The following is a 14,959-nucleotide window of genomic DNA, read 5'->3' as shown; positions in this document are numbered from 1 at the left end:
CGGGCCGCCCACCGGTCAAGCGCGTACGAGGCGCCAGCCGCGGGCCCGCGCGCGTTCGTTCCAGAACGCAGCGTACCGGCCGCCCGCGTCCAGCAGCTCCTGGTGGGTGCCGCGCTCGGCGATCACGCCGCCCTCCAGCATGACGATCTGGTCGGCGGCGGCGATCGTGCTCAGCCGGTGCGCGATCACCAGCAGCGTCCGGTCGCGGGCGAGCGTGGCCAGCGCGTCCATCAGCGCGGACTCGTTCTCCGGGTCCAGCGCGGCGGTGGCCTCGTCCAGCAGCACGATCGGCGCGTCCTTGAGGATCGCGCGGGCGATGGACACCCGCTGGCGCTCCCCGCCGGAGAGGGTCGCCCCGGCCTCGCCGATCCGCGCCTGCCAGCCGCCGGGCAGCCGTTCGGCGATCTCCTCGACCCGCGCCAGCCGGCCCGCCTCGCGGACCTCCTCGTCCGTGGCGTCCGGCCGCCCCAGCCGGATGTTGTCCTCCAGCGTGCCCTCGAACAGGTACACGTCCTGGAACACGATCGACAGCTGGGCCATCAGGTCCTCGGGCGTGTAGTCGCGCACGTCGTTCCCGCTGACCCGGACCGCGCCGGCGGAGGCGTCCCAGAAGCGGGCGATGAGACGGGTGAGCGTGGTCTTGCCCGAACCGGAGGGCCCGACCAGCGCGGTCACCGTGCGGGGCGCGACGGTGAAGCTCACGTCCCGCAGCAGCGGCCGCTCGTCGTAGGCGAAGCTCACCCCGTCCAGCTCGATCGACGGCTCGCCGGCCCGTGCCGTCCCGCCGGACGACAGCGGCGGCGTGGTCAGGACGTCGCGGATGCGCCGCAGCGCGCCGCGGGCCATGCGCAGCTCGCCGCCCACGTCGGCGGCGGCGAGCAGCGGTTCGGTGAAGCGCACGGCCAGCACCAGCACCCCGACCAGCTCCGGCACGTCCACCGCGCCGCCGAGCGCCAGCGAGCAGCCCACCAGCAGGATCGCGGTGAAGGCGAGCTGCACGGTCAGCGCCACCGTCCCGAGGCCGGGCAGCGTGGTGCGCAGCAGGCGCCGCAGCGCCGACCGCTGCCGCACCAGCGCGCCGTCGAGCAGGTCGTAGCCGTCCGCCGTGCGCCCGAACGCGCGCAGGGACGCCTGCTGCCGGGCGAACTCCACCACGCGGTCGGCCCCCTCGGCCCCCGCGTCGTCCATCGCGGTGTCGCTGCGCTGCACCAGGGTCTGCGTCCAGCGGAACGCCAGCCACAGGAACGGCGCTGTGACCAGGGCCGCCAGCCCCAGCCGCCAGTCGAACACGAACATGCACACCAGCACGGTCGCCGGCGCGGTCACCGCGGTCACCACGACCTGCAGCAGGTGGGCGGGAACGCTCATCACGTCCATGACGCCCTTGCCCGCGAGCTGTCCGAGCCGGCCCACCCGGTCGGCGCTGAACCAGCCGACCGGCAGCCCGGCCACGTGGTCGCCCATCCGGTGGTAGAGCGTGCGCAGGGCGGCCAGGCCGACCGCGTAGCCGTACTGCGACTGCTGGTAGGAGGCGACGGCGGTGGCCGCGACCACGGCGGCGAAGGCCGCCAGCCACGGTCCGGCCGCCTCGCCGGACAGCAGCGCGCGCAGCACCGGCACGAGCATCGCGAACGACGCGCCCTGCAGCACGCCGTAGACGATCATCGCGAGCAGGCTGCGGCGCAGGCGCGCCCCGTGCTCGGGGCCGAGTACGGCGCCCAGTTCTCCGATCATGCCCGGGTCCAATCCCGATCGTCGTCGCGTACGTGGGCCGCCCACAGCCGGGTGTAGAGCCCGCCGGCCGCGCGGAGCTCGTCATGGGTGCCGCGCTCGACGATCCGGCCGCCGTCGAGCACCGCGATCTGGTCGGCGCCGGTGATCGTGCCCAGCCGGTGGGCGATGACCAGCAGCGTGCGCCCGGCCACCAGCGTGGACAGCGCGTCCTGGATGGCCGACTCCGACTCCGGGTCGGCGAACGCGGTGGCCTCGTCCAGCACCAGGATCGGCGCGTCGGCCAGCAGGGCGCGGGCGATCGACACGCGCTGCGCCTCGCCGCCCGACAGGTGGGCGTCCTCCCCGATCACCGAGTCGTAGCCGCGCGGCAGCTCCGTGATCCGGTCGTGGATCTGGGCCGCGCGGGCCATCCGCTCGACCTCCTCGCGCCCCGCGCCGGGGCGGCCGAGCGCGATGTTGTCCGCGACGGACGCGCGCAGGAGTTGCACGTCCTGCAGGACGAAGCCGACGTGGTGGTACAGCTCGGTGGAGCCGATGTCGCGCACGTCCACGCCGCCCACCGTCACCTGGCCCGAGCCGGGGTCGTAGAAGCGGGGCAGCAGCTTGGCCAGCGTGGACTTGCCCGAGCCCGACGGCCCGACCAGCGCGGTCACGGTGCCGGGCGCCAGCGTGAGGTTCACCTCGCGCAGCACCGGCGTGCTCCCGTCGTACGAGAACGACACGTCGTGGAACTCCACCCGGTGGCCCTGCGGGCGGGTCGGCTCGGCGGGCTCGGGCAGCGGCGGCGTCGCCAGCAGCGCGGCCACCCGCCCGGCCGACTCGGCCGCGCGCCGCAGCCGCATCGAGCCCATGTCCAGGGTGAGGAACGGCGCCGTCAGCGCCACGCCGACCAGCACGAACGGCAGCACGTCCACCGGCGCCAGCCAGCCGTTCGCGGCGAACACCACGCCTCCCGCAGTGGCGACGAGCAGCATGGTCGGGGGCGAGATGAGCGCGTTGGAGATGCCACTGAGCCTGAGCATGGGCCGCACCCAGGCGCCGAAGAACTCGGCGAAGTCGTCGGCGGCCTCGGCGAAGCGCCGGTAGGAGCGTCTGGCCTGCCCGAATGTCTTGATCACCGCGATCCCCTGCACGAACTCGACCACGGCCGCGCTGATCCTGGTGTTCGCCTCGCTCCAGCGCCGCATCTGCTCGTCGTAGCCGCGCATCATGACCGCGAACGCGGCGGCGAACAGCGGCACCGGGATGAGCACGACGAGGGTGAGCCGCCAGTCGACGTACAGCAGGTAGGCGAGCGCGGCCAGCGGGGTCACCACGGCCGCGAGCAGGTCGAGCAGGGCATGCGCGACGAGGTGGTGCATCTCGCGCACGTCGTCCTGCAGGACCTTCTTGACCTGGCCCGAGTTGCGCTCGCCGAACCAGCCCAGCGGCACCCGCGACAGGTGCGCGGCCATCCGGCGGCGCAGGTGGAGCTGCAGGTCGGCGTCCGCGAAGTGGGTGATCGCCCCGGCCAGGCCGAACGACGTGAACCTGACCAGCAGCCCGGCCACCGCGATCCCGGCGATCGGCCAGACCCGGCCGGCCTCGGGGACCGGGCCCAACAGCACCCGGGCCAGCTCGGCCACGCACACGAACGGCACGAGCGCCGAGACGGCGTACACCACCTGGAGCGCGGCGGCGGCGACCAGCCTCGGCCGGATGGGGGCGAGCAGCGCCAGTAACGCGGCGCGGTCGGGGACGGGCCCGCTGTCCTCGGGCGGGGACGCCACGGGGGCCGCCGGTTCGGCGGTGATCGTCATGTGTGAGCCTCCGCCCTTCGAGGGTTTTCCGCCTGGATCGATTTTGTTACAGGCATTCTCGAATAGGCAAGGCTTGCTTAACTAAGGGGTGGCCGGAGAGGGGGGTGCAGGGGTGGCGGGGCGGCGGTGCAGCAGGCCGAACCGCGTCCACATGGCCTCCGCCGCCTCGATCGAGGCCCCGGTGCGGGCCGGGTCCACGGCGGCGAGCTGGGTGACCAGGGCCTGGGCGACCGCCATGCCGGCCGTCAGCGACGGGAAGAACGCCTCACCCTCCGCCGGCACCATGACCACCTCCTCCGCCGCCTCGGCCAGCGCGGGGCTGGCCGCGTCCGTCAGGGCGAACACCCGGGCCCCGCGCGAGCGGGCCACGTTGGCGGCCAGGACCGTGCTCTGGTACAGCCGCCAGAAGCTGATCGCCACCAGCACGTCCCCGGCGCCGATGGCCGCCACCGCGTTGGCCAGCTCCGCGTCGCCGTTGGTCACGGCCGTGACGGGATAGCCCGCCAGGCGGGCGTTGTGGGCGAGGGCCAGCCCGACGGCCGCGTAGCTGCCGTCGGCGACGATCACGGTACGGCGCGCCGCGGCGACGGCCTCGGCGATCGTGAGCAGGACGCCCTCGTCCACCCGCCGGTTCAGCAGCGCGAGGCTGTCCAGGTCGCGCCGCAGCGAGCGGGAGCTGGGCGAGCCGGTGCCGCGGTGCTCGGCGGCCACCTGGCCGGCGCTCAGCGAGGACAGGTAGCGCGCCCGCAGCTCCTGCTGGAGCGCCGGCCAGCCCGCGAACCCGAGCGCCTGCGCCGTGCGCGTCACGGTCGCCACGTTCACCCCCGCGACCTGCGCCAGCTCTCCCGCGGAGCCGAACGACGCCCGCCGCGGCTGCGAGAGCAGGATCTCCAGCACCGCGGCCGCCTTGCCGCGCAGCCCGCGTGAGGGCACCCGGGCGCGCAACCAGTCTTCGAAGCTGTCCGTGGCGTGCTCTGTCACGTGTCCCTCTCTCAACGCGGAAGTACGCCCGCAACGGTCCCATCCCACGGCAGGACGCCGCCAATCTGCAAAGACCATTGCATTTCCGTTATTTCGCACTATATGTTGCTTCGCATTCGACCTGAAGGGCCATGACCTCGGGAAAGGTGTGTTCTATGACCTTGTTGGCCCGTCTGGACCGGCTCCCGCTGAGCCGCCCCCACTACCTGCTCCTCCTCATCGGCGGCCTCGGCTACACCTTCGACGGCATGGACTCGGCCGTCGTGGCGTTCCTGCTCCCCAGCGCCCAGGACGCCTGGGGCCTGTCCAACGGCCAGCTCGGCCTCATCGGGTCCGCGACCCCGTTCGGGTTCCTGTTCGGTGCGACCGTCGCGGGCCTGCTCGGCGACCGCATCGGGCGCAAGAAGGTCATGATGTACGCGCTCGCCTTCTACGCCGTCTTCTCCGTGGTCGCCGCGTTCGCCCCGAACTACGAGATCTTCCTGGCCTCCCGGGTGCTGGCCGGCGCCGGCGCGGGCGCGGAAAGCGCGATCATCGCGCCGTTCCTGTCGGAGTTCGTGCCGGCGAAGCGGCGCGGGTGGTTCATCGGCGCGCTGGCCGGGTTCTTCTCGTTCGGGTTCGTGATGGCGGCGCTGATCGGGCGCTTCGTGGTGCCGACGATGGACGACGGCTGGCGGATCGCTCAGGTGATCACCGCGCTGCCGATCGTGATGCTGCTGTGGTGGCGCCGCTCGCTGCCCGAGTCGCCGCGTTTCCTGCTGCAGAACGGCCGCGTGGACGAGGCCGAGGCGGTGGTCGCCGACCTCGAACGCCGCGTCGAGCGGGCCACCGGTCAGCCGCTCCCGCCGGTGCCCGACACTGCCGCCCAGCCTGTGACCGGCACCGCCAAGGTCAACCTGCTCAGCGCGCTCCGGTTCCTGTGGAGCCCGGCCATGGCCAGGCGGACGGCCGTGACGTGGCTGATCTGGTTCGTGATCACGTTCTCGTACTACGGGTTCTTCTCGTGGATCCCCACCCTGCTCGTGCAGCGCGGCATCACGGTGACCAAGAGCTTCGAGTTCTCGATCATCATCTACCTGGCGCAGGTCCCCGGCTACTTCTCCGCGGCCTGGCTGTCGGAGCGGCTCGACCGCAAGAACACCATCGCGATCTACCTGTCCGGCTCGGCGGTCAGCGCGTTCTGGCTGTCGCAGATGGACACGCCCGCCACGATCACGCTCGCGGGCGCCGTGCTGTCGTTCTTCCTGAACGGCACGTACGCGGGCGTCTACTCCTACACGCCCGAGGTCTTCCCCACCTGGATCCGCGCCACCGGGACCGGCCTGTCGAGCGCGTTCGGGCGGGTCGGGAGCATCCTGGCCCCGACGATCATCGGGCTGTCGGCGGCGAGCCTCGGCTTCGGCGGGGTGTTCGGCCTGACGACGGCGGTGCTGGTGGTCGGGGTGGTGTGCGTGGTCGTGTTCGGCCTGGCCACGGCCGGGAGATCACTCGAGGAGCTGACGGAACCCGCCAAGGAGGCGAGCAAATGACCGGATTGAGCGAGCTTGAGGAGACAGTGCGGCAGGAGGTGGGAGTGCGGCTGTTCACGGTCCTGGCCTGGGTGCCGGAACGGCGGGCGCTGCGCCGCGTCCACACCAGCCATCCCGAGCAGTATCCGGTGGGCGGGGAGAAGACCGTGGAGGTCGCCCAGGGCTGGCTGGCGCGGTGCATCGAGGGCCGGGAGCCGTACTTCGGCAAGGACCGGGCCGCGGTGCGGGAGATCTTCGCCGACCACGAGCTGATCGAGAGCCTGGGCTGCGGGACGATCATCAACGTCCCCGTGGTCGACGAAGGGGAGGTGCTCGGCGTGCTGAACATCCTCGACGCCGAGGGAAGCTATGACGAGGAGTCGGTGGCCGTGGCGCGCTCGCTCGCGCCGCTCGCCGTCCCGGCGCTTCGCGGAGGTGCCGCGTGAGTCTCCTGCTGCGTAATGCTCTGATCCTGGACGTGACGAGCGGCGAGTACGCCGAGGGCGACCTGCGCTGCGCGGACGGCCGGATCGCCGAGACGGGCCCCCGGCTGAGCGCGCCGGACGGCACGCGCGTGATCGACCTGGCCGGCGCGCACGTGGTGCCGGGACTCATCGACGCGCACGTGCACGTCACCGCCTCCACCGCCAATCTCGGCACGCTCGGCTCCATGTCCCCCGCCTACGTCGCCGCGCACAGCGCGCGGATCATGGGCGGGATGCTCGACCGGGGCTTCACCACGGTGCGCGACGCGTCCGGCGCCGACTACGGGCTGGCCGAGGCGCAGGCGGAGGGGCTGATCCGGGGGCCGCGGCTGCTGTTCTGCGGCAAGGGGCTGAGCCAGACCGGCGGCCACGCCGACTTCCGCGGCCGGGGTGAGCACCAGCACGACGACCACCCGTGCTGCGCCGGCGTCGGCCGCGTGGCCGACGGGGTCGACGCCGTCCGCGTCGCCGCCCGTGACGAGCTGCGCAAGGGCGCGCACCACATCAAGGTCATGGCCTCCGGCGGCGTGGCCTCGCCGACCGACCGCATCGACTCGACCCAGTACTCCATGGACGAGCTGCGCGCGGCCGTCGAGGAGGCCGAGGCGGCCAACCGCTACGTCGCCGCGCACGCCTACACCGCGCGGGCCGTCAACCGGGCTCTGGAAGCCGGGGTGCGCTCGATCGAGCACGGGAACCTGATCGACGACACGAGCGTGGAGCTGTTCCTGCGGCACGACGCGTTCCTGGTGCCGACGCTGGTGACGTACTGGGCGCTCAAGGAGGAGGGGCTCACGTTCGGGCTGCCCGAGCGGAGCTGGCGCAAGGTGGACGAGGTGCTCGAGGCCGGGCTGGCAGCGCTGGAGCGGGCCGCGCGCGGCGGGGTGCGGCTGGCGTACGGGACCGACCTGCTGGGCGGCATGCACCGGCACCAGAACCACGAGTTCCGGCTGCGCCGGGAGGTGCAGCAGCCGATCGACGTGCTGCGGGCCGCGACGAGCGGGGCGGCGGAGCTGGTCGGGATGGCGGGCGAGGTCGGCACGCTGGCCGTGGGGGCGCACGCGGACCTGCTCGTGCTCGACGGCGATCCGCTGGCCGACATCGGCGTCCTCGCCGAGCCCGCCCGCCTTCGCCACGTCGTCCAGGCGGGCCGCGTCGTCTCCGGCTGAGCAGCCGCTGAGGTCCTTTGACGGGACGGCGGCATCGCGGGCGGCCGCCCGCCCGCGTGCGGCGGGGCGGGCGGCCGGGCGGCACGCGGGCGCTGTGGCGTTGCATAGTGGCAGGGTGACGACGCTGACGCGCGCCGCCCTCGTGGCGGTCGCGGTGCTGCTCCTGCTGCTCGCCCTGCTGTGGGTGTTCCAGCGGCGGCTGATCTACCTGCCCGACAGCTCGCCCGTGCCGCCCGCCGCCGAGGTCGTCCCGGGCGCGCGGGACGTCACGTTCACGACCGCCGACGGGCTCCGGCTGGCGGCCTGGTACGTCCCCGGCACCCGCGGCGTGACCGTCCTGATCGCGGGCGGGAACGCGGGAAACCGGCGCGACCGCGCCCCCTTGGCCCGCGCGCTGTCGGACCGCGGGCTCGCGGTGCTCCTCATGGACTACCGCGGTTACGGCGGCAACCCCGGCACCCCGACCGAGGAGGGACTGCACCAGGACGCCCTGGCCGCCCGCGAGCACCTCGGCGACACCCGCGTCATCTACTTCGGCGAGAGCCTGGGCGCGGCCGTGGTCACCCGGCTCGCCCTGGAGCGCCCGCCCGACGGCCTGGTGCTGCGTTCCCCGTTCACCGACCTGGCCGCCGCAGGCCAGGTCAACTATCCGTTCCTGCCGGTCAGACCGCTGCTGCGGGACCGCTTCCCGGTCGCGGAGGGCATCCGGCGGGTGCGGGCGCCGGTCGTCGTCGTGTACGGCACCCGCGACACGATCGTGCCCCCACGCCTCAGCAGGGCGGTCGCCGAGGCGGCGGGAGAGCGGGCCACGACCGTCGAGGTCGCCGGGGCGGGCCACAACGACCTGGCCATGCTGGCCGGTGACGACGTCGTGGGCGCCGTGACCGACCTGGCCGGACGAATAAATCAGTAGTCCCACACCCCCTCCCCGTGTACGGTCAGGAGCTGATAGCTCACGCACGGTAACAGCAGGGGGCCCAGTGAGACTCGTTCACGCCGCAGTGGCAGCGCTCTCCCTGGTCGTGTTCGCCACTCCCGCCGCCGCGGAGTCGGCCCCGTCCGCGACGGTGCGCACCGACAAGGGCGTGGTCAGAGGCGAGCTGCGCAAGGACCACCGGGTCTTCCGCGGCATCCCGTACGCCGAGCCGCCCACGGGCCCGCTCCGGTGGCGGCCGCCGCAGCCGGCCAGGCCGTGGACGGACGTCCGCGACGCGACGGCGTTCGGCAGCCAGTGCGCGCAGCTCGCCGAGGTCTACGGCGGCCGGACGTCGTACGGCGAGGACTGCCTCTACCTCAACGTCACCGCCCCGCGCGGGGGCCGCGACCGGCCGGTCATGGTGTGGCTGCACGGCGGCGGCAACGCGAGCGGCAACCCCGCCTTCTACGACCTGACCAGGCTGGCGACCCGGGGCGGCGTCGTGGTCGTGAGCGTCAACTACCGGCTCGGCGCGCTCGGCTGGCTGGCGCACCCCGCGCTCGAGACGGGCGAGCGCTACCAGAGCGGCAACTACGGGCTGCTCGACCAGCAGGCGGCGCTGCGCTGGGTGCGGCGCAACATCGCGGCGTTCGGCGGCGATCCCCGCAACGTGACGCTGTTCGGCGAGTCCGCCGGAGCCGCCGACATCTGCGCCGGCCTGGCCTCGCCCACCGCCGCCGGGCTGTTCGACAGGGCGATCGTGCAGAGCTTCAGCTGCTCCTCCCCCACGCGCACCGAGGAGCAGGCGGAGGCCGAGGGGGCCAGGTTCGCCGAGGCCGTGGGCTGCGCGGCCGGGGCCGCCGCCTGCCTGCGGGCGCTGCCGGTCAAGACGCTGCTGGAGGCGTTCCGGGGGCACACCCCGTATCCGGTCGCGGGCGGCGACCACGTGCTGCCGCTGCAGCCACGCGCGGCGCTGGAGAGCGGGCGGATCAACCGCGTGCCCGTCATGCACGGCAACACGCTCGACGAGATGCGCCTGTACACCGGCCTGATCTTCCCGCAGCCGATCACGCAGGCGCAGTACGAGAAGTATGTGCGCGACACGTACGCGGGCAACGCCGACCAGGTCCTGGCCCACTATCCCGCCACCGGCCACCCCGACCCGCGGATCGGGCTGGCCACCATGCTGACCCACGGCACCGGCCCGCTCGCCACCTGCGCCCACCAGGACGCGTTCGGCCTGCTGTCCCGGGCCGGGGTCGAGGTCTACGCCTACCAGTTCGCCGACCGCACCGCGCCGCCGCTCATGGACGTGCCCGGCTACGAGGAGGGCGCCGAGCACGCGACGGAGCTGGTCTACCTGTTCCCCGGCCTGCTCGGCCGGCTCAACGCCGAGCAGCGGCGGCTGTCGGACGCCATGATCGGCTACTGGACGTCGTTCGCCCGCGACGGCCGCCCGAACGCCCCCTGGGCCCCGCGCTGGCCGCTCTTCAGCGGCCCCGGCGACGTGCTCAGCCTGGCGCCGGGACGCGGTGGCATCCACCCGACCGACACTGCCGGCGCCAGCAATTGCGCCTTCTGGGGCTCTTTGCAGTCCTGAGGGCACATAATGCGGGTTGTCCCTGAAGATCCGCGAGTTCCCGAGGTGAGCCATGAAACCGCTGCGTGTCGTCGTGGCCTCCGTGGGGGCGGTGGCGCTGCTGGCCGGCGGCTTCCTGTTACTGCGCGGCGGCGACACCGCGCCTGCGCGCGATCGCCTGGCGGTCTCCCCCGTGGTCGCGCGTCCCAACGTGCTGGTGGACGCCCAGGGCGCGGTCCTGGAGGAGCTCGCCGGTGACTGCGCGGCCGGCCGCTACCCGTACGTCTGCATGCGGGCGAAGGAGGAACTCGGCGAGGACCTGCTCCGCCGCAGCGGCCTGACCATCGCGACGGCGATCGACCAGCGCATGCAGCGCGCCGCCCAGCAGGGCATCGACCGGTACGTGCGCCGCGAGGACGCGCCGGTCGCCGCCCAGGCCATGATCGTGCCGGGCACCGGCGAGATCAGGGCCCTGGCCGCCGGCCGCGCGCTCGGGCCCGGCACCAAGCCGCCGGCCGACCGGTTCGGCTTCCAGCAGGGCACCACGGCGATGGTCTACACGCTGACAGCCGCGCTGGAGAGCGGCATGCGCTACGACGACGGCTTCCCATACCTCAGCCAGTATCGGGCGGCGAACTACGAGGCGGTCAAGGACTGCAAAGGTCAGAACAAGGCCGAGCCGTCGTTCTCGATCCTCAACAGGCAGCGCGACCACGGCGCGTTCACGACCCTGCGCTCGGGCACCCGGACCGCCGAGAACACGTTCTTCATGAAGCTGCTGGAGAAGGTCGGCCTCTGCGAAAGCGTGCAGGTGGCCAAGCGCCTCGGGCTCGAGCGGGCCGACGACCTGCCGTTCCAGGAATTCGAGACGTTCCCGTTGGGGATCAACGAGGTGGACCCGGTCGCGGTCGCCGGCTCGTACGCCACCCTCGCGGCGCGCGGCACGCAGTGCGAGCCGCGGCTGGTCACGGAGGTGCGCGGCGACTCGGGCGTCGTACGTTCCTTCCCCGCGCGGTGCCAGGAGGCGCTGGAGCCCGCGGTCGCCGACGCGGTGACCGGCGTGCTGGCGGAGGCGCTGGCCAAGGGCCCGCTCAAGGGGCTCGGGCGGGACGCGGCGGGCATGGAGGGCACCACTGACGGGTTCTCCACCGCCTGGTACGCCGGCTACACCCCTGACCTGGCCTCCGCCGTCGCGCTCGGCGACCCGCGCGGGGCGGTCATGCACAAGCTGTCGGACATCACCATCGGCGGCCGCCGCTACCGGCACGTGGAGGGCGCATCGGTCCCCGGCCCGATCTGGAAGTCCTCGATGAAGGAGGCGCTGGCCGGCCACCCGGGGACGGCGTTCACGAAGCCGGACATGGCGCGCTTCGGCGGCTGTCGCGACAACTGCCCCCCATGACCGGCTCACGCCTGCGCGCTGCCCTTCCGGCCCTCGCCGATGGAGCCCGCGCGCCGGTTGGCTCAGGACGGGTGGGCGAGGAGGGACTCCAGCTCGGCGACCGCGTGGGCGCGGTGGACGTCGAGAGTCGTCACCGCCTCGTCGGCGGCGTGGCGGCGCAGGGCGTCGAGGGTGGCGCGGTGCTCCTTGACGACCCGTTCCCGATTGCCCGCCTCGCCGTAGTACATCGACCGGTAGGCGTCCGTGGTGTCCCACAGGGTCCTGATCAGCCGGACCAGCCGCGGCATGCCCGCGCAGTCGAACAGCGTCATGTGGAACAGCCGGTTGGCCGTCGCCATGGCCAGCACGTCGCCCGCCGCGGCAGCCCGCTCGACCTCCTCCTGGGCCGACTCCAGCCGGGCGAGGTCGGCGTCGGTGAGCCGCTCGACGGCCCGGCGCACGGCCTCCTCCTCCAGCAGCTCGCGGATGCGGTAGACCTCGCGCAGGTCGTCGAGCGAGAGCATGGCGACGCAGTAGCCCTTGTGCGCCTTGTAGGTGACCAGGCCCTCGCCTTCGAGCGTCTTGAGCGCCTCGCGCAGGGGGACGCGGCTGACCTGCAGCTCCTCGGCGAGCGCGTCCTGCCGGATGGGCGTGCCGGGGCGCAGGCGGCCGGTGGTGATGGCAAGGCGGAGCTCGCCCAGCACGAACTGCTGGGCCGTCGGCGGCCTGCGTCGTGCCTCGTCCGAACTCACCGCCCCAATATCTCACGAACCCACGCGTCGTCCTCCCCCAGCCGGGGCGGCGGGCGGCGGTAGGAGGGCGGGGTGGCGCTGAGCCGCAGGGGGTTGGCGACCTGGCCGACCCCGTCGACCGGTACGGAGGGCTCCAGGCCGAGCTCGTCGGCCAGGGCGAAGGCGGCGGCCAGGTCGTTGATCGGGCCGCAGGGCACCCCGGCGGCGGTGAGCGCCTCGAACCACTCGTCGGCCGTGCGGGCGGCCAGCGCCGCGTTGAGCTCCCTGACGAGGCCGTCCCTGCCGGCGACCCGGTCCGCGTTCGTGGCGTAACGGGCGTCCTCGGCGAGGTCCTGGCGGTTCAGCGCCCCGCAGAGGGCCTGGAACTGGCGGTCGTTGCCGGCCGCGATCACGATCGGGCGGTCGGCGGCCTCGAAGACCTCGTACGGGACGATGCTGGGATGCCGGTTGCCCATCGCCTGGGGCACCACTCCGGCGGCGGCGTAGGCGGAGGCGTGGTTGGTGAGCGCCGACAGGAGGGACGACAGCAGCGAGACCTCGATGTGCTGCCCCTCGCCGGTGTGGTCGCGGTGGCGGAGCGCGGCCAGGATGCCCAGCCCGGCGTGCAGGCCGGTGATCACGTCCACCAGCGCCACGCCGGCCTTCGTCCCGTGCCCGCCGGGCTCGCCCGTGACGCTCATCAGCCCGCCCACCGCCTGCGCGATCAGGTCGTAGCCGGGCAGCCCGGACCCGGGCCCCGAGCCGAACCCGGTGATCGAGCAGTACACCAGCCCGGGGTTGAGCTCGCGCAGCGAGGGGTAGCCGAGCCCGAGCCGGTCCATCGTGCCGGGCCGGAAGTTCTCGACCAGCACGTCCGCCCGGGCGGCCAGGGCCCGCGCGACCTCGACGTCGGCCCGCAGGTCGAGCGCGATCGAGCGCTTGTTGCGGTTGACGCCGAGGAAGTACGTGGCCTCGCCGCCGGGCGCGTACGGCGGCCCCCAGGCGCGGGTGTCGTCCCCGGCACCGGGCCGCTCCACCTTGACCACCTCCGCGCCCAGGTCGGCCAGCAGCATCGTGGCGTACGGCCCCGCCAGCACCCGGCTGAAGTCCGCCACCAAGAGCCCCGACAACGCACCGGTCAGGCGCCCTGTTTCGTCGGCCGCGTGGCTGGACCACTGCTCACTCACGCGGGCGCCCCGAGGTAGACGGTCATCGTGTGGGTGAAGAACTCGCGGGCCGCCCGCCCCTGCTCCTTGGGCCCGAACCCGCTCTGCTTGACCCCGCCGAACGGCACGTACGGGAAGGTCCCGGCCGACTCGGAATTGATGTGCAGCACGCCGACGTCCAGCCGCTCGACCGCCTGCAGCGCCACGCCCAGGTCCCGGGTGAAGATGGCCGCCGACAGGCCGTGCTCGCTGAGGTTGGCCAGCCCCAGCGCCTCCTCGGTCCCCGACGCCCGCACCACGCCCACCACGGGCCCGAACAGCTCGGTACGCCAGAAGTCCACCCCGGTCCCCGGCAGGTCGAGCACGGTCGGCGGCACGAACCAGCCCTCGCCGTCGTACGGCGCGGAGCCCGCCAGCGGCTTGGCCCCCTCGTCCACGGCCCGCGCCACCCCGGACGTCACCCGGTCCCGGGCGGCCGAGCTGATCAGGGGGCCCACCTCGACGCCCGGCGACAGGGGGTCGCCGACCACGAGGCGCGCGGCCCGTTCGGCCACCCGCTCCAGCAGCTCGTCCGCGACCGGGGAGGCCACGATGAGCCGCGAGGTGGCCGTGCACTTCTGGCCCGTGGAGCGGAACGCGCCGAGGCACACCTGCTCGGCCGCGTGGTCGAGGTCGGCGTCGGCGAGCACGACGGAGGCGTTCTTGCCGCCCATCTCCGTCTGCACCGGCTTGCCCAGCTCGCCGCAGCGCGCGATCACGGCCCGCCCGACCGCGGTGGAGCCGGTGAACGAGATCGCGTCCACGCCGGGGTGGTCCACGATGGCCGAGCCGGCCTCGGCCTCGCCGTACACGAGGTTGAGCACGCCGTCCGGCAGTCCCGCCGCCGTCAGCGCCTGCGCCAGCCGGTAGGCCAGCAGCGGCACCAGCGACGACGGCTTCCACACGACGGTGTTGCCGTAGCTGAGGGCGGGGGCGATCTTCCAGGCGGGGATGACGATCGGGAAGTTGAACGGCGTGATCAGTCCGGCCACGCCGATCGGCTTGCGGACCACGAGGACGTTCTCGCCGGGCCGCGGGGAGGCGAAGATCTCGCCGCTCTCGCGGTCGGCCTCGCCCGCGTAGTAGCGCAGGATCCGGGCCGAGCCCCGCACCTCGGCGACCGCCTCGGGCAGCGTCTTGCCCTCCTCGCGGGCCAGCTCGGCGCCCCACTCGTCGGCCGAGGCGTCCACGAGGTCGGCGGCGGCCACGAGCACCGCCGCGCGGGCGTGGTGGGGCGTCGCGGCCCACCCGGGCGCCGCCGCGCGGGCCGCGGCGACGGCCCGCTCCACTTCGGCGGCGGAGGCGAAGCGCCCCCGCGCGACCACTTCGCTGGGCCGGGCCGGGTTGGTGTCGGCGAACTCCTCGCCGTCGCCTTCAACCCAGCGCCCGCCGATGAGATTGAGAACGTCCATGGTCACCGAACCCTAACTGTGCCATATTGGATTTTCAATATTGGATCCAAAATATGGAG

The 14,959-nt window shown here is 73.4% G+C and carries 12 protein-coding genes; 6 read left to right on the top strand and 6 right to left on the bottom strand.

Annotation, left to right across the window (positions count from 1 at the left end; all coding sequences use genetic code 11):
• Nucleotides 1-15: 15 nt before the first annotated feature.
• The 3 genes from ACFKCF_RS09170 to ACFKCF_RS09160 all read right to left on the bottom strand — a co-directional run bounded on the left by ACFKCF_RS09170 (nucleotide 16) and on the right by ACFKCF_RS09160 (nucleotide 4,514).
• Nucleotides 16-1,734 carry an ABC transporter ATP-binding protein gene (locus tag ACFKCF_RS09170; RefSeq protein WP_394492526.1) on the bottom strand — a complete coding sequence of 573 codons (1,719 nt, stop codon included), beginning with the start codon at nucleotides 1,732-1,734 and terminating at the stop codon, nucleotides 16-18.
• Nucleotides 1,731-3,533 carry an ABC transporter ATP-binding protein gene (locus tag ACFKCF_RS09165; RefSeq protein WP_394492525.1) on the bottom strand — a complete coding sequence of 601 codons (1,803 nt, stop codon included), beginning with the start codon at nucleotides 3,531-3,533 and terminating at the stop codon, nucleotides 1,731-1,733. Before ACFKCF_RS09165 ends, ACFKCF_RS09170 begins: the two co-directional genes overlap by 4 nt.
• Nucleotides 3,534-3,614: 81 nt before the next feature.
• Complete coding sequence (locus ACFKCF_RS09160; RefSeq protein ID WP_394492524.1) at nucleotides 3,615-4,514, bottom strand: MurR/RpiR family transcriptional regulator; 900 nt, start codon at nucleotides 4,512-4,514, stop codon at nucleotides 3,615-3,617.
• 155 nt (nucleotides 4,515-4,669) lie between these two features.
• Here ACFKCF_RS09160 and ACFKCF_RS09155 point away from each other — a divergent pair, with 155 nt between their 5' ends.
• From ACFKCF_RS09155 to ACFKCF_RS09130, 6 genes are all read left to right on the top strand, one after another.
• On the top strand, nucleotides 4,670-6,043 hold the full coding sequence (locus ACFKCF_RS09155; protein WP_394492523.1) for an MFS transporter: 1,374 nt from the start codon (nucleotides 4,670-4,672) through the stop codon (nucleotides 6,041-6,043).
• Nucleotides 6,040-6,468 carry a GAF domain-containing protein gene (locus ACFKCF_RS09150; protein WP_394492522.1) on the top strand — a complete coding sequence of 143 codons (429 nt, stop codon included), beginning with the start codon at nucleotides 6,040-6,042 and terminating at the stop codon, nucleotides 6,466-6,468. The genes ACFKCF_RS09155 and ACFKCF_RS09150 overlap by 4 nt, the downstream gene beginning before the upstream one ends.
• The gene (locus ACFKCF_RS09145) at nucleotides 6,465-7,676 is read left to right on the top strand and encodes an amidohydrolase family protein (protein WP_394492521.1); all 1,212 of its coding nucleotides are present in this window, start codon (nucleotides 6,465-6,467) and stop codon (nucleotides 7,674-7,676) included. Before ACFKCF_RS09150 ends, ACFKCF_RS09145 begins: the two co-directional genes overlap by 4 nt.
• A gap of 115 nt (nucleotides 7,677-7,791) precedes the next feature.
• Nucleotides 7,792-8,589 (top strand): alpha/beta hydrolase, encoded by a 798-nt coding sequence (locus tag ACFKCF_RS09140; RefSeq protein WP_394492520.1) that lies wholly within the window; start codon nucleotides 7,792-7,794, stop codon nucleotides 8,587-8,589.
• Nucleotides 8,590-8,656: 67 nt separating this feature from the next.
• Nucleotides 8,657-10,192 (top strand): carboxylesterase/lipase family protein, encoded by a 1,536-nt coding sequence (locus tag ACFKCF_RS09135; protein WP_394492519.1) that lies wholly within the window; start codon nucleotides 8,657-8,659, stop codon nucleotides 10,190-10,192.
• A 52-nt stretch (nucleotides 10,193-10,244) separates the two neighbouring features.
• Nucleotides 10,245-11,573: a hypothetical protein gene (locus ACFKCF_RS09130; protein ID WP_394492518.1), complete on the top strand. Its 1,329-nt coding sequence runs from the start codon at nucleotides 10,245-10,247 to the stop codon at nucleotides 11,571-11,573.
• A gap of 62 nt (nucleotides 11,574-11,635) precedes the next feature.
• Here the strand turns inward: ACFKCF_RS09130 and ACFKCF_RS09125 are convergent, their stop codons facing one another.
• From ACFKCF_RS09125 to ACFKCF_RS09115, 3 genes are read right to left on the bottom strand one after another with little or no spacing between them, the layout of a single operon-like run.
• Complete coding sequence (locus ACFKCF_RS09125) at nucleotides 11,636-12,304, bottom strand: GntR family transcriptional regulator (RefSeq protein WP_394492517.1); 669 nt, start codon at nucleotides 12,302-12,304, stop codon at nucleotides 11,636-11,638.
• Entirely contained in the window at nucleotides 12,301-13,470 is a 1,170-nt protein-coding gene (locus ACFKCF_RS09120; protein WP_394492516.1) for a CaiB/BaiF CoA transferase family protein, read from the bottom strand. The genes ACFKCF_RS09125 and ACFKCF_RS09120 overlap by 4 nt, the downstream gene beginning before the upstream one ends.
• A complete protein-coding gene (locus tag ACFKCF_RS09115; protein WP_394492515.1) occupies nucleotides 13,467-14,900 on the bottom strand; it encodes an aldehyde dehydrogenase family protein in 1,434 nt (477 codons plus the stop codon). The genes ACFKCF_RS09120 and ACFKCF_RS09115 overlap by 4 nt, the downstream gene beginning before the upstream one ends.
• Nucleotides 14,901-14,959: the final 59 nt, after the last annotated feature.

Source organism: Nonomuraea sp. JJY05, assembly GCF_043496855.1.
Classification (GTDB): domain Bacteria; phylum Actinomycetota; class Actinomycetes; order Streptosporangiales; family Streptosporangiaceae; genus Nonomuraea.
This window is presented reverse-complemented; position numbering and strand designations above follow the sequence as displayed.

What these genes read in the sequence shown, in the direction of transcription:
- ACFKCF_RS09170 (WP_394492526.1), bottom strand. Translation starts at nt 1,734, where the DNA reads ATGATCGGAGAACTGGGCGCCGTACTCGGCCCCGAGCACGGGGCGCGC.
- ACFKCF_RS09165 (WP_394492525.1), bottom strand. Translation starts at nt 3,533, where the DNA reads ATGACGATCACCGCCGAACCGGCGGCCCCCGTGGCGTCCCCGCCCGAG.
- ACFKCF_RS09155 (WP_394492523.1), top strand. Translation starts at nt 4,670, where the DNA reads ATGACCTTGTTGGCCCGTCTGGACCGGCTCCCGCTGAGCCGCCCCCAC.
- ACFKCF_RS09150 (WP_394492522.1), top strand. Translation starts at nt 6,040, where the DNA reads ATGACCGGATTGAGCGAGCTTGAGGAGACAGTGCGGCAGGAGGTGGGA.
- ACFKCF_RS09130 (WP_394492518.1), top strand. Translation starts at nt 10,245, where the DNA reads ATGAAACCGCTGCGTGTCGTCGTGGCCTCCGTGGGGGCGGTGGCGCTG.
- ACFKCF_RS09115 (WP_394492515.1), bottom strand. Translation starts at nt 14,900, where the DNA reads ATGGACGTTCTCAATCTCATCGGCGGGCGCTGGGTTGAAGGCGACGGC.